Annotated in this window: 27 protein-coding genes; 11 read left to right on the forward strand and 16 right to left on the reverse strand. The window is 73.0% G+C overall.

Features of this window, described 5'->3' with window-relative positions; genetic code table 11:
- Positions 1 to 38: 38 nt before the first annotated feature.
- Positions 39 to 584 (reverse strand): TetR/AcrR family transcriptional regulator, encoded by a 546-nt coding sequence (locus ACLBWP_RS11635; protein WP_243560901.1) that lies wholly within the window; start codon positions 582 to 584, stop codon positions 39 to 41.
- Positions 585 to 702: 118 nt separating this feature from the next.
- Between ACLBWP_RS11635 and ACLBWP_RS11640 the strand changes: the two genes are divergently transcribed.
- Positions 703 to 1,740 (forward strand): aldo/keto reductase, encoded by a 1,038-nt coding sequence (locus ACLBWP_RS11640; RefSeq protein ID WP_243560903.1) that lies wholly within the window; start codon positions 703 to 705, stop codon positions 1,738 to 1,740.
- A 129-nt stretch (positions 1,741 to 1,869) separates the two neighbouring features.
- Here ACLBWP_RS11640 and ACLBWP_RS11645 read toward each other — a convergent pair whose 3' ends face one another.
- Complete coding sequence (locus tag ACLBWP_RS11645) at positions 1,870 to 2,649, reverse strand: DNA-formamidopyrimidine glycosylase family protein (protein ID WP_447655322.1); 780 nt, start codon at positions 2,647 to 2,649, stop codon at positions 1,870 to 1,872.
- Positions 2,642 to 7,471: an ATP-dependent helicase gene (locus ACLBWP_RS11650; protein WP_447655323.1), complete on the reverse strand. Its 4,830-nt coding sequence runs from the start codon at positions 7,469 to 7,471 to the stop codon at positions 2,642 to 2,644. Before ACLBWP_RS11650 ends, ACLBWP_RS11645 begins: the two co-directional genes overlap by 8 nt.
- Before the next feature lie 171 nt (positions 7,472 to 7,642).
- Between ACLBWP_RS11650 and ACLBWP_RS11655 the strand changes: the two genes are divergently transcribed.
- Positions 7,643 to 8,269: a PadR family transcriptional regulator gene (locus ACLBWP_RS11655; RefSeq protein WP_243560909.1), complete on the forward strand. Its 627-nt coding sequence runs from the start codon at positions 7,643 to 7,645 to the stop codon at positions 8,267 to 8,269.
- A 152-nt stretch (positions 8,270 to 8,421) separates the two neighbouring features.
- Here the strand turns inward: ACLBWP_RS11655 and ACLBWP_RS11660 are convergent, their stop codons facing one another.
- On the reverse strand, positions 8,422 to 9,039 hold the full coding sequence (locus ACLBWP_RS11660) for an alpha/beta hydrolase (RefSeq protein WP_447655324.1): 618 nt from the start codon (positions 9,037 to 9,039) through the stop codon (positions 8,422 to 8,424).
- A 73-nt stretch (positions 9,040 to 9,112) separates the two neighbouring features.
- Between ACLBWP_RS11660 and ACLBWP_RS11665 the strand changes: the two genes are divergently transcribed.
- Positions 9,113 to 9,661 carry an NUDIX hydrolase family protein gene (locus ACLBWP_RS11665; protein ID WP_243560913.1) on the forward strand — a complete coding sequence of 183 codons (549 nt, stop codon included), beginning with the start codon at positions 9,113 to 9,115 and terminating at the stop codon, positions 9,659 to 9,661.
- Between the two features lie 111 nt (positions 9,662 to 9,772).
- Here the strand turns inward: ACLBWP_RS11665 and ACLBWP_RS11670 are convergent, their stop codons facing one another.
- Both ACLBWP_RS11670 and ACLBWP_RS11675 read right to left on the reverse strand, forming a co-directional pair.
- Positions 9,773 to 9,973: a CsbD family protein gene (locus ACLBWP_RS11670; protein WP_447655325.1), complete on the reverse strand. Its 201-nt coding sequence runs from the start codon at positions 9,971 to 9,973 to the stop codon at positions 9,773 to 9,775.
- A gap of 133 nt (positions 9,974 to 10,106) precedes the next feature.
- Positions 10,107 to 11,717, reverse strand: a complete 1,611-nt coding sequence (locus ACLBWP_RS11675; protein ID WP_447655326.1) for a DEAD/DEAH box helicase — start codon at positions 11,715 to 11,717, stop codon at positions 10,107 to 10,109.
- A 370-nt stretch (positions 11,718 to 12,087) separates the two neighbouring features.
- Here ACLBWP_RS11675 and ACLBWP_RS11680 point away from each other — a divergent pair, with 370 nt between their 5' ends.
- Positions 12,088 to 12,918 (forward strand): endo alpha-1,4 polygalactosaminidase, encoded by an 831-nt coding sequence (locus ACLBWP_RS11680; protein ID WP_447655327.1) that lies wholly within the window; start codon positions 12,088 to 12,090, stop codon positions 12,916 to 12,918.
- A gap of 202 nt (positions 12,919 to 13,120) precedes the next feature.
- Here ACLBWP_RS11680 and ACLBWP_RS11685 read toward each other — a convergent pair whose 3' ends face one another.
- The 4 genes from ACLBWP_RS11685 to ACLBWP_RS11700 all read right to left on the reverse strand — a co-directional run bounded on the left by ACLBWP_RS11685 (position 13,121) and on the right by ACLBWP_RS11700 (position 15,519).
- Positions 13,121 to 13,507: a GntR family transcriptional regulator gene (locus ACLBWP_RS11685; RefSeq protein ID WP_447655328.1), complete on the reverse strand. Its 387-nt coding sequence runs from the start codon at positions 13,505 to 13,507 to the stop codon at positions 13,121 to 13,123.
- A gap of 10 nt (positions 13,508 to 13,517) precedes the next feature.
- Positions 13,518 to 14,087 (reverse strand): DUF1684 domain-containing protein, encoded by a 570-nt coding sequence (locus ACLBWP_RS11690; RefSeq protein ID WP_447655404.1) that lies wholly within the window; start codon positions 14,085 to 14,087, stop codon positions 13,518 to 13,520.
- Between the two features lie 296 nt (positions 14,088 to 14,383).
- Positions 14,384 to 14,860 (reverse strand): hypothetical protein, encoded by a 477-nt coding sequence (locus tag ACLBWP_RS11695; protein WP_243560923.1) that lies wholly within the window; start codon positions 14,858 to 14,860, stop codon positions 14,384 to 14,386.
- A gap of 26 nt (positions 14,861 to 14,886) precedes the next feature.
- Complete coding sequence (locus ACLBWP_RS11700; RefSeq protein WP_447655329.1) at positions 14,887 to 15,519, reverse strand: GNAT family N-acetyltransferase; 633 nt, start codon at positions 15,517 to 15,519, stop codon at positions 14,887 to 14,889.
- A 96-nt stretch (positions 15,520 to 15,615) separates the two neighbouring features.
- On the opposite strand from ACLBWP_RS11700, the gene ACLBWP_RS11705 reads away from it, so the two are divergent.
- Both ACLBWP_RS11705 and ACLBWP_RS11710 read left to right on the forward strand, forming a co-directional pair.
- The gene (locus ACLBWP_RS11705) at positions 15,616 to 16,212 is read left to right on the forward strand and encodes a 2-phosphosulfolactate phosphatase (protein ID WP_447655330.1); all 597 of its coding nucleotides are present in this window, start codon (positions 15,616 to 15,618) and stop codon (positions 16,210 to 16,212) included.
- A 57-nt stretch (positions 16,213 to 16,269) separates the two neighbouring features.
- Positions 16,270 to 16,572 (forward strand): DUF427 domain-containing protein, encoded by a 303-nt coding sequence (locus tag ACLBWP_RS11710; RefSeq protein ID WP_243560929.1) that lies wholly within the window; start codon positions 16,270 to 16,272, stop codon positions 16,570 to 16,572.
- 63 nt (positions 16,573 to 16,635) lie between these two features.
- Here the strand turns inward: ACLBWP_RS11710 and ACLBWP_RS11715 are convergent, their stop codons facing one another.
- Entirely contained in the window at positions 16,636 to 17,889 is a 1,254-nt protein-coding gene (locus ACLBWP_RS11715) for an Nramp family divalent metal transporter (protein ID WP_447655331.1), read from the reverse strand.
- Between the two features lie 126 nt (positions 17,890 to 18,015).
- On the opposite strand from ACLBWP_RS11715, the gene ACLBWP_RS11720 reads away from it, so the two are divergent.
- Positions 18,016 to 18,579: a hypothetical protein gene (locus ACLBWP_RS11720; RefSeq protein WP_243560933.1), complete on the forward strand. Its 564-nt coding sequence runs from the start codon at positions 18,016 to 18,018 to the stop codon at positions 18,577 to 18,579.
- 1 nt (position 18,580) lies between these two features.
- Here the strand turns inward: ACLBWP_RS11720 and ACLBWP_RS11725 are convergent, their stop codons facing one another.
- The 5 genes from ACLBWP_RS11725 to ACLBWP_RS11745 all read right to left on the reverse strand — a co-directional run bounded on the left by ACLBWP_RS11725 (position 18,581) and on the right by ACLBWP_RS11745 (position 22,368).
- Positions 18,581 to 19,276, reverse strand: coding sequence for a CGNR zinc finger domain-containing protein (locus ACLBWP_RS11725; RefSeq protein ID WP_243560935.1), 696 nt, complete (start codon positions 19,274 to 19,276; stop codon positions 18,581 to 18,583).
- Between the two features lie 41 nt (positions 19,277 to 19,317).
- On the reverse strand, positions 19,318 to 19,791 hold the full coding sequence (locus tag ACLBWP_RS11730; protein ID WP_447655332.1) for a SprT-like domain-containing protein: 474 nt from the start codon (positions 19,789 to 19,791) through the stop codon (positions 19,318 to 19,320).
- Positions 19,788 to 20,654 carry a hypothetical protein gene (locus ACLBWP_RS11735; protein ID WP_447655333.1) on the reverse strand — a complete coding sequence of 289 codons (867 nt, stop codon included), beginning with the start codon at positions 20,652 to 20,654 and terminating at the stop codon, positions 19,788 to 19,790. The genes ACLBWP_RS11730 and ACLBWP_RS11735 overlap by 4 nt, the downstream gene beginning before the upstream one ends.
- A 67-nt stretch (positions 20,655 to 20,721) precedes the next feature.
- Complete coding sequence (locus ACLBWP_RS11740; RefSeq protein WP_447655334.1) at positions 20,722 to 21,432, reverse strand: hypothetical protein; 711 nt, start codon at positions 21,430 to 21,432, stop codon at positions 20,722 to 20,724.
- A 93-nt stretch (positions 21,433 to 21,525) separates the two neighbouring features.
- The gene (locus ACLBWP_RS11745) at positions 21,526 to 22,368 is read right to left on the reverse strand and encodes a spermidine synthase (protein WP_447655335.1); all 843 of its coding nucleotides are present in this window, start codon (positions 22,366 to 22,368) and stop codon (positions 21,526 to 21,528) included.
- Between the two features lie 132 nt (positions 22,369 to 22,500).
- Here ACLBWP_RS11745 and ACLBWP_RS11750 point away from each other — a divergent pair, with 132 nt between their 5' ends.
- The 4 genes from ACLBWP_RS11750 (at position 22,501) to ACLBWP_RS11765 (ending at position 25,754) form a co-directional block, all read left to right on the forward strand.
- Positions 22,501 to 23,001, forward strand: a complete 501-nt coding sequence (locus ACLBWP_RS11750) for a hypothetical protein (RefSeq protein WP_447655336.1) — start codon at positions 22,501 to 22,503, stop codon at positions 22,999 to 23,001.
- Entirely contained in the window at positions 22,998 to 24,230 is a 1,233-nt protein-coding gene (locus ACLBWP_RS11755; RefSeq protein ID WP_447655337.1) for a histidine kinase, read from the forward strand. The genes ACLBWP_RS11750 and ACLBWP_RS11755 overlap by 4 nt, the downstream gene beginning before the upstream one ends.
- Positions 24,227 to 24,880, forward strand: a complete 654-nt coding sequence (locus tag ACLBWP_RS11760) for a response regulator transcription factor (protein ID WP_447655338.1) — start codon at positions 24,227 to 24,229, stop codon at positions 24,878 to 24,880. The genes ACLBWP_RS11755 and ACLBWP_RS11760 overlap by 4 nt, the downstream gene beginning before the upstream one ends.
- Before the next feature lie 274 nt (positions 24,881 to 25,154).
- Positions 25,155 to 25,754 (forward strand): hypothetical protein, encoded by a 600-nt coding sequence (locus ACLBWP_RS11765; protein ID WP_447655339.1) that lies wholly within the window; start codon positions 25,155 to 25,157, stop codon positions 25,752 to 25,754.
- Positions 25,755 to 26,091: the final 337 nt, after the last annotated feature.

The raw sequence follows: 26,091 nt of genomic DNA on the forward strand, positions 1-26,091 counted from the left end.
GACCGTCGCCGTCGCCGTCGCCGTCGCCGTCGTCGTCGTCAGGCGCTCGCGCGCCACCGCAGTCCGTCGACCAGCAGGCCGACCAGGTGCTGGCTCTGCTCGACCGTCGGTGCTCCGTGGCACAGGTCGGCCACCGCGCGCAGCAGCTGCGGCGCATCGAGGTCGTTCTGCACGGTTCCGGCTGCCGACGCCGCGTCGAGCAAGCCCGTCAGTGCGCCGCCGAGCCGCTCCATCAGGTACGGGTGCAGCCCTTCGAACGCCGGGTCGCCGGACTGCAGCGCTGCCGCGAGCCCGCGCTTCGTCGCGACGAACTCCGTGAACCGCTGGAGCCACAGCGCGAGTGCCTCGTCCGGGGCGTGCGCAGCGCTGAGTTCGGGGGCGGCATCGGCGCATGCCTCGACCGCCTGGTGGAACACGGCGACGACCAGGTCGGATCGCTGAGGGAAGTGCCGGTAGAGGGTACCGACGCCGACTCCGGCCCGGTCGGCGATCCGTTTCGCGGGCGCATCGACGCCGTCGTCCGCGAAGACCTGGCGTGCGGCATCGACCAGGGCATCGAGGTTGCGACGGGCATCAGCGCGCACGAGTCCTCCAGATCGGGGTTGCGGAAACGGAAAGCCATTCCGTAAAGTTCTGGAAGAGCGTTCCGCTTCGGTCCACCATACGGCACCGCGGATCGGGACGCCAACGACAGGAGGCACCATGCAGTACCGCACCCTCGGCCGGACCGGAATCCAGGTCAGCCCCATCGCGCTCGGCGCCATGATGCTCGGCACCGACGGCCGCATCGGCAACGGTGACGAGCAGGACTCGATCCGCATCGTCCACCGTGCCCTCGACGCCGGCATCAACCTCATCGACACGGCCGACCGGTACTCGCAGGGCGGGTCGGAGGCCCTGCTCGGCACGGCGCTCCAGGGTCGCCGTGACGACGTGGTCCTGGCCACCAAGTTCAACGGCCCGATGGGCGATGACCCGAACCAGCGCGGGAACTCCCGCCGCTGGATCATGCGCGCGGTGGAGGACTCGCTCCGGCGCCTGCAGACGGACCACATCGACCTGTACCAGGCGCACCGGCCGGACGACACCGTCGACCTCGAGGAGACACTGTCCGCCCTGACCGACCTGGTCCGCAGCGGCAAGGTCCGGGCGATCGGCACGTCGGACTTCCCGGCGTCGATGCAGGTGGAAGCGCAGTGGACGTCGGAACGCCGCGGTCTGGAGCGGTTCCGCACCGAGCAGCCGACCTACTCGATCCTCAACCGTGGCATCGAACGCGAGGTCCTGCCGGTCGCCCAGCGCTACGGCATGGGAACCCTGGTGTGGAGTCCGCTGGCGGGCGGCATGCTGACCGGTCGGTTCCGTCGCGGGCAACCGAGCGACCTGGCCCGGGTCGGCATGTTCCAGCACAACCAGGACGAACGCCGCATCGACGCCGTCGAGCAGGTCGTCGCCCTGTCCGAGGAGACCGGCATCCCGATGACGCACCTGGCGCTGGCGTTCGCGACCGCTCACCCAGGGGTCACCAGTGCCCTCATCGGTCCACGGTCGATGGAGCAGCTCGACGACCTGCTCGCCGGGGCCGACGTGGTGCTGTCCGACGAGGTCCTGGACCGCATCGACGCGATCGTCCCGCCGGGCACCGACGTCGGACGACTCGACCAGCAGTACGCCCCGCCGGCGGTGCTGCGGCCCGAGTTGCGCCGTCGCCCGCTCGCCGCCCGCGCAGCCACGGTCTGACGCCGGGCACTGGGCTTCCCCCGGCCCGTGCGAGGTCGATTGCCTCGTGCCGCCCTGTTGCCCCGCACGCGACAACCAACCTCGCACCGGTCGCGAACCTCGGACCGGGCAGCCACGTGCGCGGACGCGTCAGGTCTGGCAGCGCGGACACCAGTACGTGTCGCGCAGGGTCAGGTCGGACTCGCCGAGTTCGCCGTACCGGATCGGCGTCCGGCAGCGCAGGCACGGCCTGCCGCGCCGGTTGTAGACCCAGAAGCGCGACCCCGGCCGGTCCACCCCCGTCGTCACGCGGGCGCTCCGGTCGCGGTTGGTCAGGATCAGTCGGTGGGCGAGGGTGATCATCCGCGCCGGGTCCTCGACCTGGCCGACCGGTCGGGTGGGCAGCACGCCCCGCAGGAAGCAGAGCTCGTTCCGGTAGACGTTGCCGAGGCCAGCCAGGACGCGTTGGTCGAGCAGCGCGAGCCCGACCGGTCGTAGCGGGTCGGCGGTCAGGTTGGCGAGCGCGAGTGCGGAGTCCCAGTCCGGGCCGAGCAGGTCCGGGCCGAGGTACCCGACGATGTCGCCCTCGTCTGCCCGGGGCACGACCTCGAGCACGCCGAGGGTGAAGCCGACCGTCGACACGTCCGCGGCGTCCAGCACGGCCCGGGCCTGGTGCGCGGGACGTCGCCAGCGGTCACCCGGCGCGTAGACGTCCCACCGGCCCTCCATCTTCAGGTGGGAGTGCACGGTCAGGTCGCCGATGCGGTGCAGGATGTGCTTGCCGCGGGGCACGACCTCGTCCACGGTGCGTCCGACCAGGTCGAGCGTGGCGAACGCGGGCACCCGGAAGTCGCTGCGCGTCAGGACCTTGCCGGCCAGTGCCGTGTGCAACCGGTGCGCTGCCCGGAAGACGGTGTCGCCCTCAGGCACGCAGGCGCACCCCCTGCGGTGTCGCCGCGAACCCGGCGGCGCGCAGGGCATCGCCGAGCGGGGACTCGAGCACGAACACCCCGTCCACGCGTTCCACCGAGAGCTTGCCCAGGCCGCTGCGCACCGTGGCGGCGATCGAGGTGGCGGCCGCGGTGAGGTCGGCCGGGTCGTCGGTGAAGGTCAGGACGGACTTGCCACCGCGTTCGACGTAGACGCCGAGCTCGCCGTCGATGAGCACGACCAGCGCCCCTGCCTTGCGTCCGGGACGGTGTCCACGGCCCTTGCCGGCAGACCCGGCGCCCGCGGACCCGGCGCCGGCGGACCCGGCGCCCGCGGACCCGACGCCCGCAGACCCGGCGCCGGCGGACGCAGCGCCGGCAGCGGTGCTGGCTGTCGGAGTGCCCGCAGCAGCAGCCCCCGCGGTGTCGGGAGCCGCGTCCCCGTCGGCCGCCGCGTCGGTCGGCCACGGCAACGACGCCCCGTACGGGTTCGCCGGGTCGGTGGCGGCCAGCGTCAGGACCTCGCGCACCCGGTTGGGGTTCGCCCGTTCGTCGTCGTCCAGATCGCGGGCGTACGTGCGCAGCCGGTCGATCGTCGGGCTCGTCGCGAACTGCGCAGCACCGAGTCCCTCGATGAAGTACCCGCGGCGGGCGCGGCCCGACTCCTCGAACCGTGCGAGCACACGGTAGACCCCGGCGAACCCGCCGCGGACGCCCTCGACCTGCACGGCCCCGCGGGTCACCACGCCGTACCGTTCCAACAGCTGCTCGGCCGTCGCTGCCGCGCGCACGGTGCCGTCCGCCTCGGCCAGCGGGAGCAACGACCAGCGTCCACCGACGTTCGGCGGCCCGGCCTGGGTGGGCAGCGTCGGGCGCCGTCGGCCGCGGTACGCGCGGGTGCGTGGCGCGGTGGTGCTCTTCGCCCGGCCGCCCAGCATCGCCCGGAGCGGCGCGAAGGTGTCGTTCGTGATCTGCCCGCCCCACACCAGGTCCCACAGCGCGGTCGTCAGCGCGCTGTCGTCGGTGCTGCCCACGGCCTGGCCGAGCTGCCGGAAGAAGTACGCGCCGCCGCCCGCCAGCGCACCGAGCACGTCACGCTGCAGCTCGGTCGTGTCCTCGCCCGACGGCTCGGCGAGCGTGGTGGCCGCCGTGTCCGCCAGGTGCAACCGGACCCAGCCGTCGTTGCCGGGCAGCGTGCCGCCGCCGGACCACAGGACCTCGCCGGTGGCGGTGAGCTCGTCGAGCATGCTCGGGGCGTAGTCGGACACGCGAGCGGGCAGCACGAGTGACTCCCAGGCACTCGCGGGCAGCGCGACGCCGGCGAGCTGGTCGATCACCTGCAGCACCCCGTCGATCCCGCGCAGCCCACCGCGCGTGCCGGGCACGCGGACGTGCTGCCACGCGGGCAGGAACCGGGCGAGGGTGTCCGTCGAGACGGGTTCGACCTCGTGCCGCAGGGCGGCGAGCGACCGGGTGCGGATCCGCCGCAGCACCTCGGAGTCGCACCACTCGGCACCCTGTCGATCGGGCCGGAACTCGCCCTCGACCAGACGGCGATCGGCGGCCAGGCGGCGCAGGGTGTCCTGCACGACGGCGATGCCGAGCCCCAGGCGCGAGGCGGCCTCTTGCGCGGCGAAGGGCCCGTGCGAGCGGGCGTACCGGCCCACCAGGTCGCCCAGGGGATCGGCGACGGGTTCGATGAACGCCGTGGGGACGCCGATGGGCAGCGGTACCCCCAGGGCGTCGCGGAGCCGCGCCGCGTCCTCGATCACGGCGTACCGCGTCGTGCCCGCGTGCGAGAACGACAGCACCCGGCGGTCGCGCTCGAGTGACTCGAGCGTCGTCCGGACCGTGGCGGACGCGTCCTGCCGATCGGACGCGTCCGCCAGCCAGCTGCGGTCGACGGCTTCGTCCAGGTCGAGGGCGCCGACCAGGCGCAGCACGTCGACGAGTCCCTCGGTGTCCCGCGCGCGCCGGTCGGGTGACAGCCGCTGCAGGTCCTGTTCGGTCGAGGCGATGATGGCGGGGTCGAGCAGTTCGCGCAGCTCGGCCCGCCCGAGCAGTTCGCCGAGCAGCGTCGAGTCGAGCGACAGTGCCGCGGCACGACGTTCGGCGAGCGGGGAGTCCCCCTCGTACATGAACGCGGCGACGTACCCGAACAGCAGCGACCGGGCGAACGGCGACGGCTGCTCGGTCTCGGTCTCGACCAGGCGGATGTGCCGTCGGGCGATCTCGTCCGCGATGCCGAGCAGCGCGGGGACGTCGTACACGTCCTGCAGGACTTCGCGCACCGTCTCGAGCACGATCGGGAACGTCGGGTACTTCTGCGCGACCTCGAGCAGCTGCGACGCCCGCTGGCGCTGCTGCCACAGCGGGGACCGTCGGCCGGGGTCGCGGCGGGGGAGCAGGAGTGCTCGGGCGGCGCACTCGCGGAACCGGGCGGCGAACAGCGCCGAGCCACCCACCTCGTCGGTGACCAGGGCTTCGAGGTCGTCGCGCTCGAACACGAACAGGTCGGCGCCGGGAGGCTCGGCGTCGGTCTCGGGGATCCGCACGACGATCCCGTCGTCGGCGGCCATCGCGTCGCCGTCGATGCCGTGGCGCTCGCGCAGGCGTGCCGCGACCGCCAGGGCCCACGGCGCGTGGACCTGCATGCCGTACGGCGAGTGCAGGATGAGCCGCCAGTCGCCGAGTTCGTCGCGGAAGCGCTCGACCACGAGCGTGGTGTCGTTCGGCACGTGCCCGGTGGTGGACCGCTGCTCGCGCAGGAACATCAGCAGGTTCGTGATCGCTCGTTCGTCCAGACCACCCGCCGCCACGCGCGCCCGGGCGTCGGCGTCCGAGGCGCCCTCGACCTCGCGGATGAAGGCACCCGTGGCACGCCCGAGTTCTGCCGGTCGGCCGAGACCGTCGCCCTTCCAGAACGGCACCCGGCCCGGCTGCCCGAACGCGGGACTGACGATGACCCGGTCGTGCGTGATCTCCTCGATGCGCCAGCTGGTGGCACCGAGCGCGAAGACGTCACCGACGCGGGACTCGTAGACCATCTCCTCGTCGAGCTCGCCGACCCGCGACGCCCGTTCGCCGACCATGAAGACGCCGAACATGCCGCGGTCGGGGATCGTCCCACCGCTGGTGACCGCGAGCCGCTGGGCCCCCGGGCGTCCGGTGAGCGTGCCGTGCACCCGGTCCCAGACCAGGCGCGGCCGCAGCTCGGCGAACTCGTCACTGGGGTAGCGCCCGGTGATCAGGTCGAGTGTCGCTTCGAACGCCGACCGCGGCAGACCGCTGAACGGCGCGCTGCGCCGGACGAGCTCGAACCAGTGCTCGACGTCGAGGGTGTCGACGGCACCGGCTGCGACGGTGTGCTGCGCCAGGACGTCGAGGGGGTTCGCCGGCACGGAGATCGACTCGATCTCGCCCGCGACCATCCGCTCGACGGTGACGGCGCTGTGCACGAGGTCGGCGCGGTGCTTCGGGAACAGCACGCCGCGCGAGATCTCGCCGACCTGGTGTCCGGCACGACCGACGCGCTGCAGGCCGCTGGCGACCGACGGCGGGGACTCGACCTGGATCACCAGGTCGACCTCGCCCATGTCGATGCCGAGCTCGAGCGAACTGGTCGCGACCACGCAGCGAAGGCGCCCGGACTTCAGGTCGTCCTCGATGATGGCGCGCTGGTCCTTGGACACCGAGCCGTGGTGGGCGCGCGCGAGCACGGGGAGTGCACCCGCGGTCTGTCCCGAGGCGCCGATGACCTCGGCCGGCGGGCGGGTCGGCTGCGGGACCGGGGCGTGCGCCGACGCCCGTGCCGGGGACTGCCCGCGTCCGCTCGGCAGTCCGACGTCACCCGGCGAGGCCCCGGCCGGTACGAGCACGCCGTCGCCGGCGGCGGCGGTCACGCGTTCCTCGTGGATCTCGTTGAGCCGTGCGGTCAGCCGCTCGGCCAGTCGCCGGGAGTTGGCGAACACGATCGTCGAGCGGTGCTCCTCGATCAGGTCGACCACGCGTTCCTCGACATGGGGCCAGATCGAGCCGTTCGTCGGAGCGTCGGAGGCGTCGGCCCCGACCGGTGGTGCTCCGAGTTCGGACATGTCGTCGACGGGCACGACGACCCGCAGGTCGAAGGTCTTCTGCGCTGGCGGTGCGATGATCTCGACCGGGGCGCGCCCGCCCAGGAACCGCGCGACTTCTTCGGCCGGCCGGACCGTCGCCGACAGGCCGATCCGCTGTACGGGCTTGTCGAGCAGGTCGTCCAGCCGCTCGAGTGACACGGCCAGGTGCGCGCCACGCTTGGTCGCAGCGACGGCGTGGACCTCGTCGATGATGACCGTGTCGACGTTCACCAGGGTCTCGCGCGCCTTGGACGTCAGCATCAGGTACAGCGACTCGGGCGTCGTGATGAGGATGTCCGGCGGCAGCCGCAGCAGCTTCTGGCGGTCGGAGGACGGGGTGTCGCCGCTGCGGACACCGACCGTGACGTCGGGGGGTTCGAGCCCGAGTCGCCGCGCCGTCTGGGTGATGCCGACGAGCGGGCTGCGTAGGTTCCGCTCGACGTCCACACCCAGGGCCTTGAGCGGCGAGACGTAGAGCACGCGGGTGCGCTGCTTGGTTGGTGGGTGGTCCGTCGAACTGATCAGCCGGTCGATGGACCACAGGAACGAGGCCAGCGTCTTGCCGGATCCGGTGGGGGCGACGACCAGGGCATGACGCCCGGTCGAGATCGCGTCCCACGCGCCGGTCTGCGCGGGTGTCGGCGCCGAGAACGCGCCCCGGAACCACGCGGCGGTGGCCGGGGAGAAGCGCTCGAGGACGTCCGTCATGGTCAGCCCATCCTGCCCGTCACCCCCGACAGGGAACCCAACGAGGACCAGGGTTGACAGAACGATAGTTAACGATCTATCGTTGACGCATCGCGACAGGTGCCAGAACATCCGGAACTGATCGCGAGCTCACTTCAGACACGAACCCAGGAAGGAGTCATCATGCGCCCCATGACTGACGACTCGAACGAACAGCACCACGACTCCCACGACCGCGGACACCGCGGTCAGCGCGGCCTCCGCTTCGGCGGTCCGCGCCACCACCACGCACCCGGCTTCGGCGGACGCGGCGGCTTCGGCCCCGGCATGGGCTTCGGCCCGGGCTTCGGGGGCCCCGGCGGCCCCGGCTTCGGCCGGGAACGCCGTCGCCGCGGCGACGTCCGCCTGGCGATCCTCGGCCTGCTGGCCGAGGGCCCGCAGAACGGCTACGCGATCATCAAGACGATCGCCGAGCGCACCGGCGGCGCGTGGAAGCCGAGCCCCGGCTCGGTCTACCCGACGCTCCAGCAGCTCGTCGACGAGGACCTCGTCGTCTCGACGGGCGACGGTCGCAAGACGCTCTTCGAGCTCACCGACGCCGGCACGGCCGAGGCCCAGGCCAAGGCGGACGAGATCGCCGCGGCGTGGGAGTCCACGCCCGGCATCCCAGACGGCCAGCGCGAGTTCATGGAGTCCCTCCGGAAGACGATGGGCGTGCTGCACATGTACCGCACGTCGGCGACCGACGAGCAGACGAAGGCCGCTGCGGCCAAGGTCGACCAGCTCCGCAAGGACCTCCTGCAGATCCTCGCCGACTGACGACCGACCCGCCTGCCGACCAGAACGCGAAAGCGACAGATCTCCGCGGACATCCGGGGCCGATCTGTCGCTTTCGTGCACGGAACCGGCGGACCGGCGGACAGACCGACGGGAGGCCCGGTGCCAGCTGGCACCGGGCCTCCTGTCTGCAGTCAGTCGCCGATGAACGCGGCGACGTCCGCCAGCTCGGCTGCGGACACGGCGTGCGGCAGGCCGGCGTAGGTGCGGTCCGTCACGGCGGTGTGCGCCGCTGCCCAGGCGCTCGTCCGCGCCGTGGCCTCGGCGGGGATGACCGGATCGGCGTCACCGTGGCCCAGGAACACGCGAGGACGCACCGCGGCGACGGCCTCGTCGCGTGAGTCGTCCACTCCCGGCACCACGAAGCCGGAGAGCGACACCGCGAACGCGAAGCCCGACGGCCGCGCACGCAGCAGCTGCAGCGCCATCGACCCGCCCTGCGAGAACCCGAGCAGCCCGATCCGCGAGTGCTCCGGTGCGACTCGGTCGACCCAGTCGAGGACCCCCTGCACCGCGGTGTCCACGGGCGCGAGCTCCGGCGACCCGGGCGTGCCGAGCGGGTACCAGCTGAACCCGGGCCCCCACTCCATCGGTGCACGGAGTGCCGCGACCGTCCACCTGGGCGGCAGCGCGGGTGCCAGTCCGAGCAGATCCCGTTCGTTCGATCCCACCCCGTGCAGGGCGACGAGCAGGGGTGTCCCGGCGCGTTCCGGCTCCGGGCGGGTCCACTGGACGATGTCCGCATCGATCATGTGGACAACGCTAGCCATCCACAGCCCGCGCGCGGCGCGCCGAACTCGCCGCACCGGCTGGTAGACACGGTGCATGGCCTCGACGCGCACCCCCGACCCCGATCCCGACTCCGGCTGGCTGTCCGACGAGGAACTCGCCTCGGTCCGTCGCCGTCTGCCGATCTGCTACGTCGAGGCCATCCCGGTCCGCACCGACGGGCTCGGCGTCGTGACCGAGGTCGGCGTCCTGCTGCGCGTCGCTCCCAGCGGGTCGATCGCGCGCACGCTGGTGTCCGGGCGGGTGATGTTCGGCGAGTCGATCCGCACCGCGCTGTTCCGCCACCTCGAGAAGGACCTGGGGCCGATGGCGTTCCCGCAGCTGCCCTCGAACCCGGCGCCGTTCACCGTCGCCGAGTACTTCCCGCTGCCCGGGGCCTCGGTCTACACCGACGAGCGCCAGCACGCGATCTCCCTGGCGTACGTCGTCCCGGTCACCGGCACGTGCGAACCGCGACAGGACGCCCTCGAGCTCACGTGGATGACGCCGATGGAAGCCGCCTCGGTCGCGGTCTCCGACGAGATGGAAGGCGGTCGCGGCGCACTGATGCGCGCGGGGCTCGCCTCGGTCGGCGCCCTGCTGTAAACCTGAGCGCGCCGCGCTGATCGGGCTGGCACCAGCCCGCGCACGACGAAGCCCCCGTGTCCATCCGGACCCGGGGGCTTCGCAGCGCGGTCGTGACGACCGGGCTTGGTCTTACTTGTTGTCCTTGAAGCTGTCGGCCACGCCGTGCGCGGCGTCCTTGACGTCGGTCGCACCCTGCTTGGCCGAGGCCTTCGCCTGGTCGGTCTGGCCTTCGGCCTTGAGACGGTCGTTGTCCGTCACGTTGCCGAGAGCTTCCTTGGCCTTGCCGGCTGCCTTCTCGGCAGCGTTCTTGATGTCATCGATGCCAGCCATACGCGGGCTCCTTCCGTCAACGGACAAATCCACCGGCGACGCTCGCGCGTCCTCCGGTGGATCAGAACGTACCCCTGGGTGGGCCGAGCTTCGCAGGCAGCGTCAAGGTTGCCTCGACACTGCCTGCGAGGGATCAGCGCCCGGAGCCTGCGGGACGCGACGCGCGGCGGGAGCCACCCTGGCGACGGTTGCCGCCGGACTCGCTCGACGCGCTGCGCCCGGGGGCGTAACCGTTGTCCGAGGACCAGACCGGAGCCGAGCCACCGCGGACGGTGTCACTCGATGCCCGACGGCTGCCACCGGAACGGCGCTGCCCACCGGCACCGGCGGTGTCAGCGGCACGACCGCGACCCGCGCCGGCGGCCTCGGCGGCACGACCGCCGCGACGCCCTGCACCCGAGCCGCTGGGGGCCGAGCCGGTCTGCGCAGCTGCGGTGGAGCCTCCGGTGCGGCCACCACGGCCACGACCGCGACCGCGCGCACCAGCGGCGTCGGACGAGCCGGACTGCTGACGGCGCTGCTGCTGCTGCGGCTGCGAGGCCACCGGGTCCTCGTGGCGGATCGGCGCGATCTCGCCGACCAGCGTCAGGACGGGTGCCGAGTTCGGGGTGACCTGCTGCGGGGCGACCGAGATCGCGGCCTTGCGCATCATCTGCGCCACGTCGCGGCGCTCGGCCGGCATGACGACGGTGACGACGTCACCGGACGAACCGGCACGCGCGGTGCGGCCCGAGCGGTGCAGGTACGCCTTGTGCTCGGTCGGCGGGTCGACGTGCACGACCAGCTCGACGTTGTCGACGTGCACACCGCGGGCGGCGACGTCGGTGGCGACCAGGACGAGCGCGTCGCCGGCGGAGAACTTGGCGAGGTTGCGCTCACGGGCGCCCTGCGACAGGTTGCCCTGCAGGTCGACGGCGGGGATGCCCTGCGACGACAGCTGCTTGGCCAGGCGCTTGGCGTGGTGCTTCGTGCGCATGAACAGGATGCGACGACCGGTGCCCGAGGCGAGCGTGCGGACGAGGTCCTTCTTCGCGTCGGCGTCGGCGACCTCGAACACGTGGTGCGTCATCGCCTCGACGGGGCTGGACTCGTCGTCGACGGAGTGCATCACCGGGTTGTGCAGGAACTTCTTGACGAGCTTGTCCACGCCGTTGTCGAGCGTGGCGGAGAACAGCATGCGCTGCCCGCGCTCCGGCGTGGCCTGCATGATCTTCGTCACGCCGGGCAGGAAGCCCATGTCGGCCATGTGGTCGGCCTCGTCGAGGACGGTGACGTCGATCGCGTCGAGGTGCGCGTGGCCCTGCTGCATGAGGTCGGCGAGACGGCCGGGGCAGGCGACGACGATGTCGACGCCGCTGCGGAGCGCGTCGACCTGACGGCCCTGCGAGACGCCGCCGAAGATCGTCGTGGTGGTCAGGCCCATGGCCTTGGCGAGGGGGGCGAGCACGGCGTCGATCTGCGTCGCGAGCTCACGGGTGGGGGCGAGGACCAGGGCGCGGGGGCGGCCCGGTCGACGCTTCTGCGGGTTCGCCGCGAGACGGGCGACCAGGGGGATCGCGAAGGCGATGGTCTTGCCGGAGCCGGTGCGGCCGCGACCGAGCACGTCCTTGCCCTTGAGGGAGTCGGGGAGCGTGTCGGCCTGGATCGGGAAGGCGTTCTCCTTGCCCTGGGCGACGAGGACGTCGACCATGGGGGCGGGGACGCCGAGGTCGGAGAAGCGGATGTCTTCGATGGGGTTGGTCATCGTGACCTTTCGGGCCGTTGCCGGCCGTGGTGCGCGCTCGATCGGCGCGCGGGCGGGATCGTGTCCGCGGCCGGTGGCCACTCCGGGGAGTGGACCTGCCTGCTCGTGCGAGTGGGCTGCCTGCTCAGGGAGCGGGCGGCCTGCTCGGTGGAGCGGGCGCGGCATTGCGGGCACTGTCGCCGCAGCAGAGAGCCTGGCACCGAGTTGCTCGGGCCCGGATGGGTTCCGGGGGAGACGGTGCGCGATACATCGACCCAGAGGGTCGGGAGTTTCGGGGGCGTCCGTACGACGCACGAGACGATCGGCGTCTCGAGTACCACCAGTGTAGCGGTCCACGGGCCCCAGGCGGAAGTCCGAGCACCGTGCGAGGATGCGCAGCGTGCGTCTGCCCGCTGCCGTCCTCCTGTCCGTCCTCGTCCTGGCGGCGTTCGGGCTGGCCGGGTGTACCGCGCCGCCGAGTGCCGACGCCACCCGGTCCTTCCCGACGTCGGGCGTGCCGGACTACCAGCTCGGGGGTGGGTACACGCCGGCTGACGGCGTGACGATCGTCGAGCGCGACAGCACCGAGCGCCCCGCGAAGGGCGTGTACGGCATCTGCTACGTCAACGGGTTCCAGACCCAGCCCTCGGACGCGGCGATGTGGGAACGGTCACACCCGGACGCGCTGCTGCGGAACGCCGCGGGCGAGCCGGTGTCGGACCCGGGGTGGCCCGACGAGATGCTGCTCGACACCTCCCGCGCAGCGGCACGCGGGGACGTCGTGTCCGTGATGACGCGGTCGATCGCCCGCTGCGCCGACCGCGGGTTCGACGCCGTCGAGTTCGACAACCTCGACTCGTGGACCCGGTCGCACGGTGCGCTGACCCGGTCGGACAACCTCGCGCTGGCGTCGGCGCTGGTCGACGTGGCGCACGAGCACGGGCTCGCCGCCGGCCAGAAGAACACCCCGCAGCTCGGGTCGACCGGACGACGGGACGCCGGTTTCGACTTCGTGATCGCCGAGGAGTGCGTGACGTACGACGAGTGCGGCGCCTACACGAAGGCCTACGGCGACCGGGTCATCGATGTCGAGTACACGGACGACACCGACGGGGCCTGGTCGGCCGTGTGTGCGCGGAAGGACCGGCCGGCGATGACGATCCTGCGCGACCGTGAGCTGGTCGCACGCGGCCAGGACGGGTACGTGTTCGAGCACTGCTGACCGCGCACCGTGCTGGGTTCGTGCCCGCGTGCGACTCGCGCACCGTGCGCGGTTCGTGGCCCGTGCGAGCCTGACGGCCCCGTGCGAGCCTGTTGCCTCGCACGGGCCGGTCAACCTCGCACCGGCCAGCACCACCGCACCGTGCGACCACCGCACCGTGCGACCCGCACAGCGTGCGACCGAGCCGCCGCGCGACCCGGCTCTACGCGGGCCAGGCGTCGCGCAGCGCCGCGGCCGTCTGGTCCGCCGACAGCCCCGACGCCCGCGCCGCCACCACGAGCGCACGCACGGCGTCGGCGACCTCGTCCGGCACGTCGGCCGGCCGCACGACCCGCGTGCCGGCGCCGCGCGCGGTGTGCACCAGCCCTGACTCCTCGAGCAACGTGTAGGCCTTCGCCACCGTGCCCGGTGCGAGCCGGAGCTCGTCGGCCAGTGCCCGGACGCTGGGCAGCCGCTGCCCGTCCACCAGGTACCTGGCGCTGATCTGCGCGGCGATCTGCGACCGCACCTGTTCGAACGGGGGGATCCGTCCGCCGGCGTCGATCGCGACGAGTCCGCTCGCCGTCGACGTGCCCGTCTTCGAAGCCATCGTGCCCGCCCTAGAAGTCGTACTGCTCGCCGACGGGGATCGCCACGGGCACGGTGTTCCCCGGAGGCGCCAACGGGCATGCCCACGCCGGGTCGTACGCGCACGAGGGGTTGTACGCGAAGTTGAAGTCGAGCACGAGTTCCCCGTCGTCGCCGCCCAGGTCGGCGCCCTTGATCGTGTCGAGCAGGTAGCGCCCGCCGCCGTAGGTCCCGCGGGCCCTGCCGGCGCTGGCGTCCTTGACGGGGACGAACACCCCGCCCGCGTAGCCGCCGTGCGACCAGACGTCCAGGGTCCCGATGCCGGGCAAGCGCACCACGCCCAGGCGGTCGAAGAGCACGGTGCCGTCGGTGCCGGTCTCGACGTCCATCGCCTGCGCCTCGGCCGGTTCGATGCGCGCCCGGAAGCGCCACTCGGGGTCGTAGGTCGGCACGGGGAGCTGCTCGAAGTCGACCGCGTCCTCGTCCAGCAACGGGCTGGCGGGGTGGTCCGCGAACATCGCGTCGCGGGTCTCGCGCCACAGCGCGTGCGCGGTCTCCGGGTCGGCGGTGGCCCGGACGCGGCGGTACAGGTCGAAGGTCATCCGCCGCCAGTCCACGGTCGCCAGCGTGCTGTGCACACGGTCGTCGGTCGTCGGCTCCTGGGGGCGCGTCTGGCTCACGGGTCGAGGCTACGCCCGCCCACGGACGAACGGGAGGCCCGCCCCACCCCGGCGCGGCGTGTCACCGGGCGCGCGGCCGACACCAGGCGCATCGCACCCCGCCACACACGTCGCGCGCCGTCGCATCGGGGCGCGGCGTCCGTCAAGGGATGCGATACAGCATGCACCGAGTCCGGAGCGGCCGGGAGGCCCGGCGCGCGTCCGTCAGGTCCCGCGCCTCAGGCGGGCGGCCAGGTCGGCGCCTGCTGCCGCATCCGCAGGGCTCGCCACTGCCAGATCACCCACATGCCCGGCCACAGCGCCAGGCCGAGCACCGCAGGCCGCATCCGGTAGTCCAGACGATCGACGAACAGCGTCGTGCCGTCCGGCAGCGCCGACACCGCCATCCGGTGGCGCATGTCCATCCGCCCGAACAGTCCGCTCGTGCCGCCGCCGTTGTCACGCTGCACGGGAACCCCGTCGACCTCGTACAGGTCGATGTCGACGTGGCTGTTGCCGCTCGGCACGACGCCGAACGCGCTCGCGGTGATCGGGTGCGGCTGCCCGGGGGTCCAGCGGTGCGGGAAGCCCGCCGGGTCGAGCGAGCGGTACACCAGGAACGGCTTCGTCACCCCGACCATCACCGCGGGCGACAACAGGGCGTCGCGGACGACGTCGACGGGGGCATCGAGGACGAGACGGAGACCGACGTGCATGCCGCGCACGCTACCCGGCGGCGGGCTCAGGCGTGCCGGGCGGAGCGGCGTCGGGAGCCCTCGGCCCGGTCGTGCTGGCGCAGGCGCTCCGCCAGCGACAGCCGGACGGTCGGCCACTCGGACGCCGTGATCGAGAAGACGACGGTGTCGCGCAGGGTGCCGTCGCGCCCGATCTGGTGGTTGCGCAGCACGCCGTCCTGCTTGGCGCCGAGCGCCGCGATCGCCGTGCGGGACTGCAGGTTGTGCCAGTGCGTGCGGAACTCGACCGCGATGCACTGCCAGGTGTCGAACGCGTGCGAGAGCATCAGCAGCTTGGACTCGGTGTTGATGCCGCTGCGCTGCGCCGACTTCGCCAGGAACGTCGACCCGATCTCCACACGGCGGTTGCCGAGGTCGATCGCCATGAACGTGGTGGATCCCACGACGCGGCCGGTCGGACGGTCGCGCACCGCGAAGGGCACCATGCGGCCGGCTTCCTGCTCGGCGAGACGACGGTCGATCTCCGCGTCGACCTGTGCCGGCGCCGGGACCGCGGTGTACCAGGTGCGCCAGAGGTCCCCGTCCGCGACCGCGGCCCGCAGGTCGTCCGCGTGCTCGTGCGCGAGTGGCTCGAGCGTGACGCGGTCGCCGGTCAGGGTGGGTGCGGGGGCGATCTCCATGGGACTCGATCGTACTGGCGGGCTCGCTGTCGATCGGCCCGGACGGTCCTCGCCTGTGGAAAGGGACAGGTGCTGCACAGCGGTTATCGTGGCCGGGTGCGTGAACCAGGCCAGCAGCAGTACCAGGTCCGCTTCGGGTGGGGCATCGCGGGTGCCCGTCGTGTCGCCGTCGGCGCGCACCTGGTCGTCTGGGTCGACGTGCTGCCCGAGGGGCCCGGCGTGGACCACCGGGCGCTCGGCCGGCAGCTCCCGGCCGGCCCCGCAGTGGTGCTCGGCCACCTGGCCAACGCGGCGGCGGTGGCGGATCGCGTGACGCGCCTCCAGGCCGGACTCGGCGACCGCTGTGTCGTGGCGGTCGTCGCTGCCGGGACCCACCGCGCGCCCGCGTTCGACGACGTCGCCGAGGCCGCGGGCGAGTCCGCCGACGTGCCCGACGCACCGGACCCCGCGGTCGAGGACCTGCTCGGCGCCGGTGCCGTCGTCGACGCGCTGTCCGCCGTCGGGATCGACCACTGCTCGCCCGAGGCGGCCGCTGCCTGCGCCGCGTTCACCGGGCTCCGGGGGGCCGTGCGGCACCTGGTGACGGCCTCGGAGACGGCGCGCGAGCTCGGCCCGGAGCGAGCTCGCGCGGCGCTCGCCGTGGGTCCCGAGCTGGTGGAGGTCCGGGCCGGGGAACACAGCGCCCGCGGGTAGCGTTCGGCTGGTCAGACCCGCGGCCGCTCCGGCCGTGCGCGAGCGAAGGAGCACACCATGAAGGCAGTCGTCGGCGACACCGTCATCGCAGAGGCACCCCAGGACGACCTGATCCAGATCGAGGGCAACTGGTACTTCCCGCCGTCGAGCGTGAACACCGAGCTGTTCACCGACAGCGACACCCAGTACCACTGCCCGTGGAAGGGCGACGCGAAGTACTTCACCGTGAACGCTGACGGGCAGTCGCTCACCGATGCGGCGTTCTCGTACCCGACGCCGATCCCCTCGTCGTTCGACCGCGTCGGCAAGGACTACAGCGGCTACGTGGCGTTCTGGAAGGGCGTCCGCGTCGTCGAGTAGGACGACCCGTCACGCCGGCACCGGTGGTGCCGACCGTCCCGCCAGCACTGGTGGTGCTGACCGTCACGTGACGGTCAGCACCACCAGTGCCACGTTGAGCGTGACGATGACCGCCGCGATCAGCCACGCGACGACCCGGGTGGGGACCGCGTTGACGTCGCTCCCCATCAGGCTCCGCCGCGAGGTGTAGGCCACCAGCGGCACCAGCGCGAACGCGATGCCGAAGCTCAGCACGACCTGGCTCACCACGAGCAGCATCGTCGCGTCGGCGTTCAGCGCCAGCAGGACGATCGCCGGCACGAGCGTGACGATGCGTCGCACCACCAGCGGCACCCGCACGTGCAGCAGCCCGTGCATGATCTCCGCCCCGACCATGCAGCCGACCGAGGTCGACGCCAGGCCGGACGCCAGCAGGCCCACGGCGAACAGCACGCCGACGACCGGACCGACGTGGGTGGCGATCGCGGCCTGGGCGCCGGGGATCGAGTCCGTGCCCGGCACCCCGGGCAGCGTCGCGGCGGCCAGCACGAGCATGCAGACGTTCACGCCGCCCGCGACCAGGAGCGCGAGCCCGACGTCCCACCGCGTCATGACGAGCACCCGCCGCCGCTCCGGCCCGGCCGGGGTGTCGCCGTGCCGGTCGCGTGCCAGTGCCGAGTGCAGGTACACCGCGTGCGGCATGACGGTCGCGCCGAGCATCGACGCGGCGAGCAGCACCGACTCGGAGCCCTGGAACCGCGGCACGAGCCCGGACACGAGCGCGCCGGGCGACACCTGTGCGACGAGCAGCCCCGCGCAGAACCCGACGGTCAGGATCGCGAGCATCGCCGTCACGACGACCTCGAACGTCCGGGCGCCGCGCCGGTTCTGCAGCACCAGGATCGCCATCGAGACCACGCCCGTGATCAGCCCGCCGGCCACCAGGGGCAGCCCGAACAGCAGGTGCAGGGCGAGTGCCCCGCCGATGACCTCGGCGATGTCGGTCGCGGCCGCCACCACCTCGGCCTGCGCCCAGAACAGCAGCCGCGGGGTGCGCCGCATGCGCATCCCGAGCAGCTCCGGCAAGGACTTGCCCGTGACCACCCCGAGCTTCGCCGACAGGTACTGCACCACCACGGCGCTGGCGTTCGCCGCGACCAGGACCCAGAGCAGCAGGTAGCCGTACTTCGCACCGGCCGTCAGGTTGGCGGCGACGTTGCCCGGGTCGACGTACGCGATGGCGGCCACGAAGGCGGGGCCCAGGAGCGTCAGGCTGGCGGCGCGCCCGCGCGGTGCGTCGCCGGGGGGCGCGCGGTGCGGGGTCACGAGGCCGGTCATGTCGACCAGCATGCCAGAGGATTCGGTGTGCCGAAAACAAGGATTCGGCACGGTGCGCATGATGACCTGACGTGAGGATGCATCGGGGACGTGACCTGGGGCGGGTGGGTCCGTACCGTGGCGACCATGCAGGGGACCAGACGACGACTGACCACGGCGGCCGTGCTCGCCGCCACCGCCACGTTGGCGCTCACTGGCTGCGCCCAGGGCGGCCACGAGATCGGCGAGGGCGTCACGACGAAGCTCAACGGCTCGGCGTTCCACGGCCAGCTCAGGATCACCGCGACGAAGGTCGAGCGGGTGACCGACGCCGCGCTGGACCAGTTCGGGCTGACGTCCCGTGGCGACGACACCTACCTGGCGCACTTCACCGTGCACCGGGTCAGCGGGACGTTCGACCCGGACGCGGTCGGTGACCTGGCCAACGACGCGTGGGGACTGCGGGCGGACGACCGGTTGCAGGCGGGACCCGACCTCGCCGCCTCGGACCGCAACAGCGTCCTGCAGGACGCCTGCCCCTTCGACCGCGCGGCCATCACGGAAGCGCTGCGCTCGGACGGCACGGCCGACGTGTGCGCCGTCCTGCTCGCGCCGGCGGACAGCACGGTCGAGGCCGTGACCTACCTGCGTGCCGCCCCGGTCGACCAGGGCCCCGAGGGTGACGCGACGATCACCTGGCGTGCGGCGTAGCTCAGGCTGCGGCGCGCCGGGCCCGGTGCGCCCGCACCTTCGCACGGTTGCCGCACCGCTGCATCGCGCACCACCGCCGTGTGCCGCCGCGTGACGAGTCGTGGAACACCAGCCCGCAGTCCGGCGCGGAACACCGGCTGAGCCGGGAGGGCCGGCCGTCGGCCTCGACGTCGTCGAACCCGACCTCGGTGAACAGGGCCACGGCGTCGCGCGCGACGCTCGACAGCGCCTGGGCGAGCCGGACCCGGTTCGCGCCGGCCCGGCGTCGCCCACCCGGGAGGCTCGGGGGCACGTCCGGCAGGGCGGCGAACAGGTTGACGGTGTCGATGTCGTCGGGCGCGGGGCGCGTGCGGCCGGTCCCGGCACGCAGGCCCGCCGCCACCGCGGAGCGCTCCGCGGCGGACGACGCGGGAGCCGGCGCCGCGGCCGTCGCGAGCCGACCGATGGCTGCGCGCAGGGCCCGGGCGTCCTGCAGCTCGCGGGCGGTCGCCCCGGTGTCGATCGGTTCGGTGTGCTGGCTCAGCCACTCGTCCAGGTCGGCCGGGGTCATCAGGAGCTCGCCGAGGTGTGCGCGGGGACGTCGGCCGTCGGGGTCGTCGGCGAACCCGCCCGTGTGCGCGAAGTCCAGGGAGATCCGTCCGGCGTCGAAGAACCACGACGACCCCGAGTCCGTGCGGATGTGCTGCCCCGTCTGCATCCGGCAAGGCTAGTCCGTCACCACCGAACCGTGCGAGCCGGTTACCGGTCAGCGAGGGACGGCGCGGGGCGACGGTGCCACGTGATCCGGTTCCGGTCGTCGAACCGACGCGAGCACACCGCGCACGCCAGCGGCCGGGTGGGCGTGCGGTACCGGAAGTGTTCGTGTCCGGCGGGGCAGGTGCCGATCCAGGGAGCGAGCTCGCTGGCGATCGGCCCGTCGTGCAGGCGCGACCCGGTGTACCCGATCGCGGCGGCCTGACGGCGCCAGGCCGGGCCGTGTCCCGCGCGGGCACCACTCAGCGCGTGGGCGATCTCGTGCAGCAGGACCTGGTCGACGTCGTCGTCCGAGAACCGTGCGGCCAGGTGCCGGCTCACGGTGATGCGGCGTCGGGCGAAGTCGCACTGCCCCGCGCGGGTCTTGGCGTGGTCGAAGGCGAACGACCACGTGCCGTGACCGAGGTGCGCGCGCATGAGCTGGTCGGCGCGTGCCCGGACGGTCTCGAGTGCGGTCACCGGTCGTCGTCGGTGGGGCGCCTGCGGTCGGTGAGCTTGCCCCACAGGGTGTCGGCCTCGGTTCGGGCGGCGTCCGGAGCGCCCAGGACGCGACGGCGGACCGGCGGGATCTCCTTGGCGGGCTCGGCGAAGTGGGTCTCCGGCTCGGTGTCCCGGCGCATCGCGGCCTCGCGCGCCGTGCGTGGCCGATCGGTCCCCGCGGCGGCAGGGGCACCCTCGGTCCGGGCTCCGTCCGCACGGGGTCGCTCGGGTTCGACCAGGGGACGGGCGATGGACGCGCGCATGGCCGTCTCGACCGCGGACCGCAGGGCATCGGTGCGCTCGGCGGGGGCGCCGGCAGCACGGAACGCCTCGTACGCGCGGCCCAGGACCTCGCGGGCCTCGTCGAAGCGGTCCAGCTCGAACAGGGACCAGCCCTCGATCTCGGCAGCCGCGCCCTCGAGCTCGGGCCACTCCTCGGTCACGGCGGTGTCGCGGGCGAGTGCGGACTCGGTGGCGGCCCGCTCGTACCGGCCCAGGTCGTGCAGCACGTGCGCGCGGCGGATGCGTGCGGCGACCTTGTCGGAGCGTTCCCCGGTGAACATGGTCAGCCGGAAGACCTCTTCGGCCAGGACCAGTGCCTCGTCGAGTCGGCCGAGCAGGCGCAGCAGCTCGGCGCGCTCGGCCAGGGCCTCGGTCGACCGGCTCTGGCCCAGGTCGCGCAGACGGTCCTGCACGACCTGCACGTCCACGGCGGGTCGCAGGCTGATCGGCGCGAACGTGCTGCCGGGGGTGACGCCCGTGGTGCCGGGAGCCGCATGACGCGGTTCCCGAGCGCGGTCGTCGCGGTCGGGGCTCTGGCGGTCGTCGGGCGGCAGGGACATCAGGACCGAGGGTATCCGGGCGTACCCGCGAGCGAGCAGTGCCACGCGCCGGTCATCGACAGTCGCCTCAGGACGCGGCACCGGAGGTCGCGACGGCGACCCCGATGTACACGACGAACGCCACGATCGCGGCGGCGACGGCCAGGACGAGCGCGAACACGCCCCATCCACGGCCGCGCTTGCTGGCGATCGCGACGATGCCCTGCACGATCGCCCACAGCCCGAAGAGCGTGCCCACGCCCATCAGGACCGAGCCCAGCATGAGCTGCGAGCGCTGCGCCGGGTCGCTCGCCAGGTCCCGGCCGAGCTGCTCGGTGTCTGCGCCGGTGGTGCTTCCGTCGAGGACACCGCGCAGGGCGCCGCTCGAGCCGAGGGCGTTCCCCAGCACGAAGCCGCCGATGATGCCGACCACCAGGGCAATGACCGCGACGACCAGGGCGATCCGGCCGACGGTCTTCTTCTTCGGTGCCGGCTCGCCGTGCGACTGCCACGACGGGGCGCCGGCCGCGTGCTGCTGGCCGTACTGCTGCGGCTGCTGCCCGTACTGGGGCTGCCCGTACTGCTGCTGGCCGTACTGCTGCGGTTCGCCGTGCTGCTGGGGTGCCGCCTGCTCGCCGTACTGCGGCTGCTGACCGTACTGCTGCTGCTCGCCGTACTGCGGTGCCGACGCCGGGGCGATCCGCTCGCCGTACCGCGGGGTGTCGCCCTGCGGCTGGCCCCAGCTCGGGGTCTGGCCGTCGGCCGTCCGGTCGTCGTTGCTCCGGTCGTCGTTCGTCATGACTTCCCCGTCTCGGCTCGGTCGCGCACCTCGCGCGGTCGTTCACCGCCCATCCTGGCAGCGACGGCCGGACAGCGCCCGCGAACGCCGGACTCAGGCGCCGAAGACGGACCGGTTCGGCTCGGGCGACGCGATGGCGGTGGCGTCCGTGACGACGGGGGCCCCGGCGATGAAGGCCCGGAGTTCGGCACCGTGCACGACCTTCGCCGGCATCGGGTCCGACGAGTACCGACGGGGCATCTCAGCCACTGGCAGGTCGGTCGGCGACCCGAGCAGCACGATGTTGCCGAAGCGCCGGCCCTTGAGCATCCCGGTGTCCGCCACGGCCGCCACCGAGGGCAGCACCGCCTGCAGTGTCGACGCCTGGCCCCGGGCGAACGCCAGACCGGCGCCGTCGGCGACGTTCACCGCGACCATGCCGGTCGGCGACAGGAACGCCGCGACCTCGCGGTAGAACTCGACACTCGTCACGTGGGCCGGGATCCGCGCGCCGCCGAACACGTCCACGACGGCCAGGTCGACCGTGCCGCGCAGGCCGGCCGGCAGCTTCGACAGGACCTCGCGGGCGTCGCCGTACCGCACGCGGATCGAGGCACCGCGGGGGAACGGCAGCACCTCGCGCACCTGGTCGACCAGGTCCCGCTCGAGCTCGATCACCTGCTGGCGCGACCCGGGTCGGGTGACGGCGACGTAGCGCGGGAGCGTCAGGGCACCGGCGCCCAGGTGCAGCGCCGTGACCGGGCCGGGGGGCAGCAGGTCGATCGCGTGTCCGATGCGCCGGATGTACTCGAACGCCAGGTGGGTCGGGTCCTCGAGGTCGACGTGCGACTGGGGCGTGCCGTCGACCACGAGCGTGAAGGACCCGGGTCGGTGCCGGTCGGGTTCGATCACCGAGAACCCCGCTCCGAGCCGGAATCCGTCGAACGCGTCAGCCATGGGTCCATCGAACACCACCGCGATCCCCACCCGGGTCACCACCCCTGGGTGGTGGGGCCGCGGACGCCGCCGAACCAGCATGGGAACACCGGATCGGGACCGCCCCGATCCCCGGCGTGAAAGGCACACACCATGTCCGTCCAGCTCCTCGCGAACGTCGTCATCGGGCTCGCCCTGGTCGGGTTCCTCGCGTACCGCCAGGCGACCTGGCAGTACCTCGACCCGGCCCGCATCTGGCGCACCCCGCTCGTCATGGCCGTCATCGGCGTCGTCGTCCTCGCGCAGACGAAGGCCACCATCAGCACGACCGACATCGTCTTCCTGGGCATCGAGGCGCTCATCTCGGTCGGCATCGGCCTGACGATGGGCCGCATCACGTCGTTCCGCACCGCCGGCACCCCGGACGACAAGGGCCGCACGCTGCAGTCCCGCACGGGTGCGCTCGGTGCCGTGCTCTGGTTCGTGCTCATCGCCGTCCGCGTGGGGCTCGACGCCCTCGGCGGCCAGATGGGCGCACACCTGCTCACCTCGACCGGCGCGATCCTGCTCATGCTCGCGATCAACCGCGCCGCCCGTGCCGTGGTGCTCGACCAGCGCATCCCCGAGCGCACCAGCGGCATGATGGTCCGGTGACCCTGCTCCCCGGAGACGAACGGACCGACCTCCCCGGAGGCCGGTCGCGTTCGCGTCTCGGGTGGGGGCTCAGCGCGGCCGGCATCGTCGTCATCACGTTCTGGTTCGTGAAGAACGGGACGGCCCTCGACCACCCCGCCTGGGTGTGGGTCGTCGGTGGTGTGGCGCTCGCCGCCTGGGCCCTCCGCGAGCTCGTCCGGACGTCGCGGACCGTCCCCTGGCTGGCCTCGGTGATGGTGCTCGCCGGCGCACTGGCGGTGGTCCCGACCGACTCGCTCATGCTCGTGCCCACGATCATCGGCATCGTCGCCCTGCAGGCCTCGCAGCGGAACCCGGTGTGGTCGGGCGCAGTCGCCGCACTGGTTGCGCTCGTCGTCATCGCCGTCGAGGCCACCCTCGAGCGCACGTCGGTCACCTTCGTCCTGGGCACCGCTGCGGGACTCGCCCTGGGTGTGCTGATCGGGGTGAACCGTCGGCAGGCGGTGCGCGCCGAGGTGCAGGCGCGCCAGGCCGAGCAGGACCAGCAGCGTGCGGCCCTGCTGGCCGACCGCTCCCGCGCGGCGCGCGACGTCCACGACGTGCTCGCCCACTCGCTCGGCGGTCTGGTGCTGCAGCTCGACGCGGTCGAGGCCCTGCTCGAAGCCGGTCGCGTCGACGAGGCCACACGCCGTGCCGCCGACGCACGGACGCTCGCCGCCGACGGCCTCGCCGAGGCCCGCCGAGCGGTCCGTGCACTGCGTGACGACCCACCAGGGCCGTCCGACGCACCCGTCCCGTCCGACGCACCCGAACGCTCGGACGCGCCCACCGCAGCACCAGCACCCGCCGCACCGGAGCCGAGCCGGGCCTCCCCTCCGGACCTGCCCGCCCTGGTCGCCGCGCACCGCTCCTTCGGTGGGCAGGTCCACACCCAGGGCGACCTGGACCTGTCCGACCTGGACGCGGCGCACCGCGCCGCCGTGGTCGCCGCCACCCGGGAGGCCCTCAGCAACGCCCGCAGGCACGCGCCGGGCCGCCCCGTGTCCCTGTCCGTCATCCGCGACGGCGACGCGGTCGACGTGGTCGTCGCGAACCCGCTCGCCGCAGGTGGCCACGGACTGGTCGGCATGCGGGAGCGGTTCGCCGAACTCGACGCCGGCGCGAGCCTCGAGGCCGCACGGTGCGAGGACGAGTTCGTGGTGGCGATGCACGTGCCCGTCGCCGGCGCGCGGGTGGAGGGCGGCGCATGAGCATCCGCGTCCTCGTCGTCGACGACCAGGCGATCGTGCGCGACGGCCTGGTGACGGTGCTGTCGCTCGTGCCGGACCTCGAGGTCGTGGGCCAGGCCGCGGACGGCGCGCAGGCGATCGCCGCCGTGGACGAACACCTGCCCGACGTCGTGTTGATGGACCTGCGGATGCCCGGCGTCGACGGTCCGACGGCCACGGCGCGCATCACCGAGCAGCACCCCGGGGTCGCCGTCCTGGTGCTGACGACCTACGCCGACGACGACTCGATCACGACCGCGCTGCGTGCCGGTGCCCGCGGGTACCTGACCAAGGACGCCGGACGGGTGGAGATCGCGACGGCGGTGCGGGCCGTGGCGTCGGGGCAGACGACGTTCGACGCGGCGGTCGGTGCACGGCTGGTGGCGCACCTCGCCGCCCCGACCGCTCCTGCGCCGACGCCCGCCACGCCGCTGTCGTTGCGCGAGCGGTTCCCGGACCTGACCCCGCGCGAGTCCGACGTGCTCGAGCGCATCGCCGCCGGCCGGACGAACCCGGAGATCGCCGCCGAGCTGTTCCTGACGGTGCCGACGGTGAAGTCGTACGTCAACCAGGTCTTCCAGAAGCTCGACGTCCGCAGTCGCGCCGAGGCGGTCGCCCGGGTCCTGCGCTGACCCCACGATCGCATCCGTGACCGCTCTGCCCGTGCATCGTGAACGGACAGTGAACGCCAAGCGTCGCCGCGTACCGTGGACGTCCGTCATCGCGCCGTGCGCGTCGACCTCCGGAAGCTCCCACTCCCGCTGGTCCGCCCCGGCCGACCGTGACGTGCGCCAGAGCGCCGTCACCCGTGGTCCTCACCGGGCCGCGCCCCACGGCCCGCCGACGTGCCCGCCACCAGCACCGCGCACCGTGTGCGCACCGAACGAGCACCACGGCAGGAGACCGATGTCCGCCGACACCATGAGCATCCAGACGCCCCGCGTCGCCAGCGCGAGCCGATCCACCCGGCCAGCCCGGGCCTCCCGTCCGTCCGCGGCGGAGCGCCCGCCCGTGTCGGACCGCGAGAGCGCACCGACCTGGATGCGTGTGACCGGGGCCGCGCTGTTCGTCGCCGGCGGTGGCCTGACCGGGGCGGTGCTCGCGTGGCCGGGGGACGCCCCCGAGATCGCCCTGATCGTCCCCGGCCTGGTCGGCATGGTCGTCGGCCTGCTCCTGCTGGTCGCCCGCGCGGGCTCCACGATCACCGAGCGCCACGTCGTCCTGCACTTCCGGCCGCTCCCACCGCGGCGGATCGCGCGCGAGCACATCGTCGCCGTGCGCCTGGTCGAGGCCGACGCGTCGACGTTCGGCGGCGTCGGGCTGCGCCGACACCGCGGCGTGCGGGCGATCCTGCTGACCCCGGGCCTCGGCCTCGAGCTGACCGACGACCGCGGTGCGGTGACGTTCGTCCGCACCCGTCGTCCCGAGGACGCATTCCGGGCGCTCGCCGGTCGCCACGCCGAGCCGTCGGTCGCAGCGCACACCGAGCGCGAACGGCTCGGTTGAGCGGATCCGCCCCGGCACAGCACGGGAATGCAGGTCGGTCGGCGGTGCTTATACACGTCGCCAGCGAATTTGGTCAAGCCAGGACTGGACACCGTGCGCGGACGCTGCCTATGATGACAGTTCGCGCTCCCTGGCTGCGTGTCGTCATATTGCGGTCGACTCGACGTCCTTCTCAGATGTGTCCTTCTCGGACGCGTCATCTCGGACGGGCCTGGTGCTGCCGCTCCCGCACATGACGGCGGGGGCCGCTCACCCAGATCATCGCACACACCTCGTCTCCAGCGGACTCGAGTGTGCGTGCGTGTCACCGGGTCGCGCCGAGCGTCAATCCACTCAC

It is taken from the genome of Microbacterium sp. M1A1_1b (assembly GCF_053345565.1).

Coding starts and splice junctions, on each gene's coding strand:
- ACLBWP_RS11640 (WP_243560903.1), top strand. CDS start 703: ATGCAGTACCGCACCCTCGGCCGGACCGGAATCCAGGTCAGCCCCATC.
- ACLBWP_RS11650 (WP_447655323.1), bottom strand. CDS start 7,471: ATGACGGACGTCCTCGAGCGCTTCTCCCCGGCCACCGCCGCGTGGTTC.
- ACLBWP_RS11655 (WP_243560909.1), top strand. CDS start 7,643: ATGACTGACGACTCGAACGAACAGCACCACGACTCCCACGACCGCGGA.
- ACLBWP_RS11660 (WP_447655324.1), bottom strand. CDS start 9,039: ATGATCGATGCGGACATCGTCCAGTGGACCCGCCCGGAGCCGGAACGC.
- ACLBWP_RS11665 (WP_243560913.1), top strand. CDS start 9,113: ATGGCCTCGACGCGCACCCCCGACCCCGATCCCGACTCCGGCTGGCTG.
- ACLBWP_RS11670 (WP_447655325.1), bottom strand. CDS start 9,973: ATGGCTGGCATCGATGACATCAAGAACGCTGCCGAGAAGGCAGCCGGC.
- ACLBWP_RS11675 (WP_447655326.1), bottom strand. CDS start 11,717: ATGACCAACCCCATCGAAGACATCCGCTTCTCCGACCTCGGCGTCCCC.
- ACLBWP_RS11680 (WP_447655327.1), top strand. CDS start 12,088: ATGCGCAGCGTGCGTCTGCCCGCTGCCGTCCTCCTGTCCGTCCTCGTC.
- ACLBWP_RS11685 (WP_447655328.1), bottom strand. CDS start 13,507: ATGGCTTCGAAGACGGGCACGTCGACGGCGAGCGGACTCGTCGCGATC.
- ACLBWP_RS11690 (WP_447655404.1), bottom strand. CDS start 14,087: ATGACCTTCGACCTGTACCGCCGCGTCCGGGCCACCGCCGACCCGGAG.
- ACLBWP_RS11695 (WP_243560923.1), bottom strand. CDS start 14,860: ATGCACGTCGGTCTCCGTCTCGTCCTCGATGCCCCCGTCGACGTCGTC.
- ACLBWP_RS11700 (WP_447655329.1), bottom strand. CDS start 15,519: ATGGAGATCGCCCCCGCACCCACCCTGACCGGCGACCGCGTCACGCTC.
- ACLBWP_RS11710 (WP_243560929.1), top strand. CDS start 16,270: ATGAAGGCAGTCGTCGGCGACACCGTCATCGCAGAGGCACCCCAGGAC.
- ACLBWP_RS11715 (WP_447655331.1), bottom strand. CDS start 17,889: ATGACCGGCCTCGTGACCCCGCACCGCGCGCCCCCCGGCGACGCACCG.
- ACLBWP_RS11720 (WP_243560933.1), top strand. CDS start 18,016: ATGCAGGGGACCAGACGACGACTGACCACGGCGGCCGTGCTCGCCGCC.
- ACLBWP_RS11725 (WP_243560935.1), bottom strand. CDS start 19,276: ATGCAGACGGGGCAGCACATCCGCACGGACTCGGGGTCGTCGTGGTTC.
- ACLBWP_RS11735 (WP_447655333.1), bottom strand. CDS start 20,654: ATGTCCCTGCCGCCCGACGACCGCCAGAGCCCCGACCGCGACGACCGC.
- ACLBWP_RS11740 (WP_447655334.1), bottom strand. CDS start 21,432: ATGACGAACGACGACCGGAGCAACGACGACCGGACGGCCGACGGCCAG.
- ACLBWP_RS11745 (WP_447655335.1), bottom strand. CDS start 22,368: ATGGCTGACGCGTTCGACGGATTCCGGCTCGGAGCGGGGTTCTCGGTG.
- ACLBWP_RS11750 (WP_447655336.1), top strand. CDS start 22,501: ATGTCCGTCCAGCTCCTCGCGAACGTCGTCATCGGGCTCGCCCTGGTC.
- ACLBWP_RS11760 (WP_447655338.1), top strand. CDS start 24,227: ATGAGCATCCGCGTCCTCGTCGTCGACGACCAGGCGATCGTGCGCGAC.
- ACLBWP_RS11765 (WP_447655339.1), top strand. CDS start 25,155: ATGTCCGCCGACACCATGAGCATCCAGACGCCCCGCGTCGCCAGCGCG.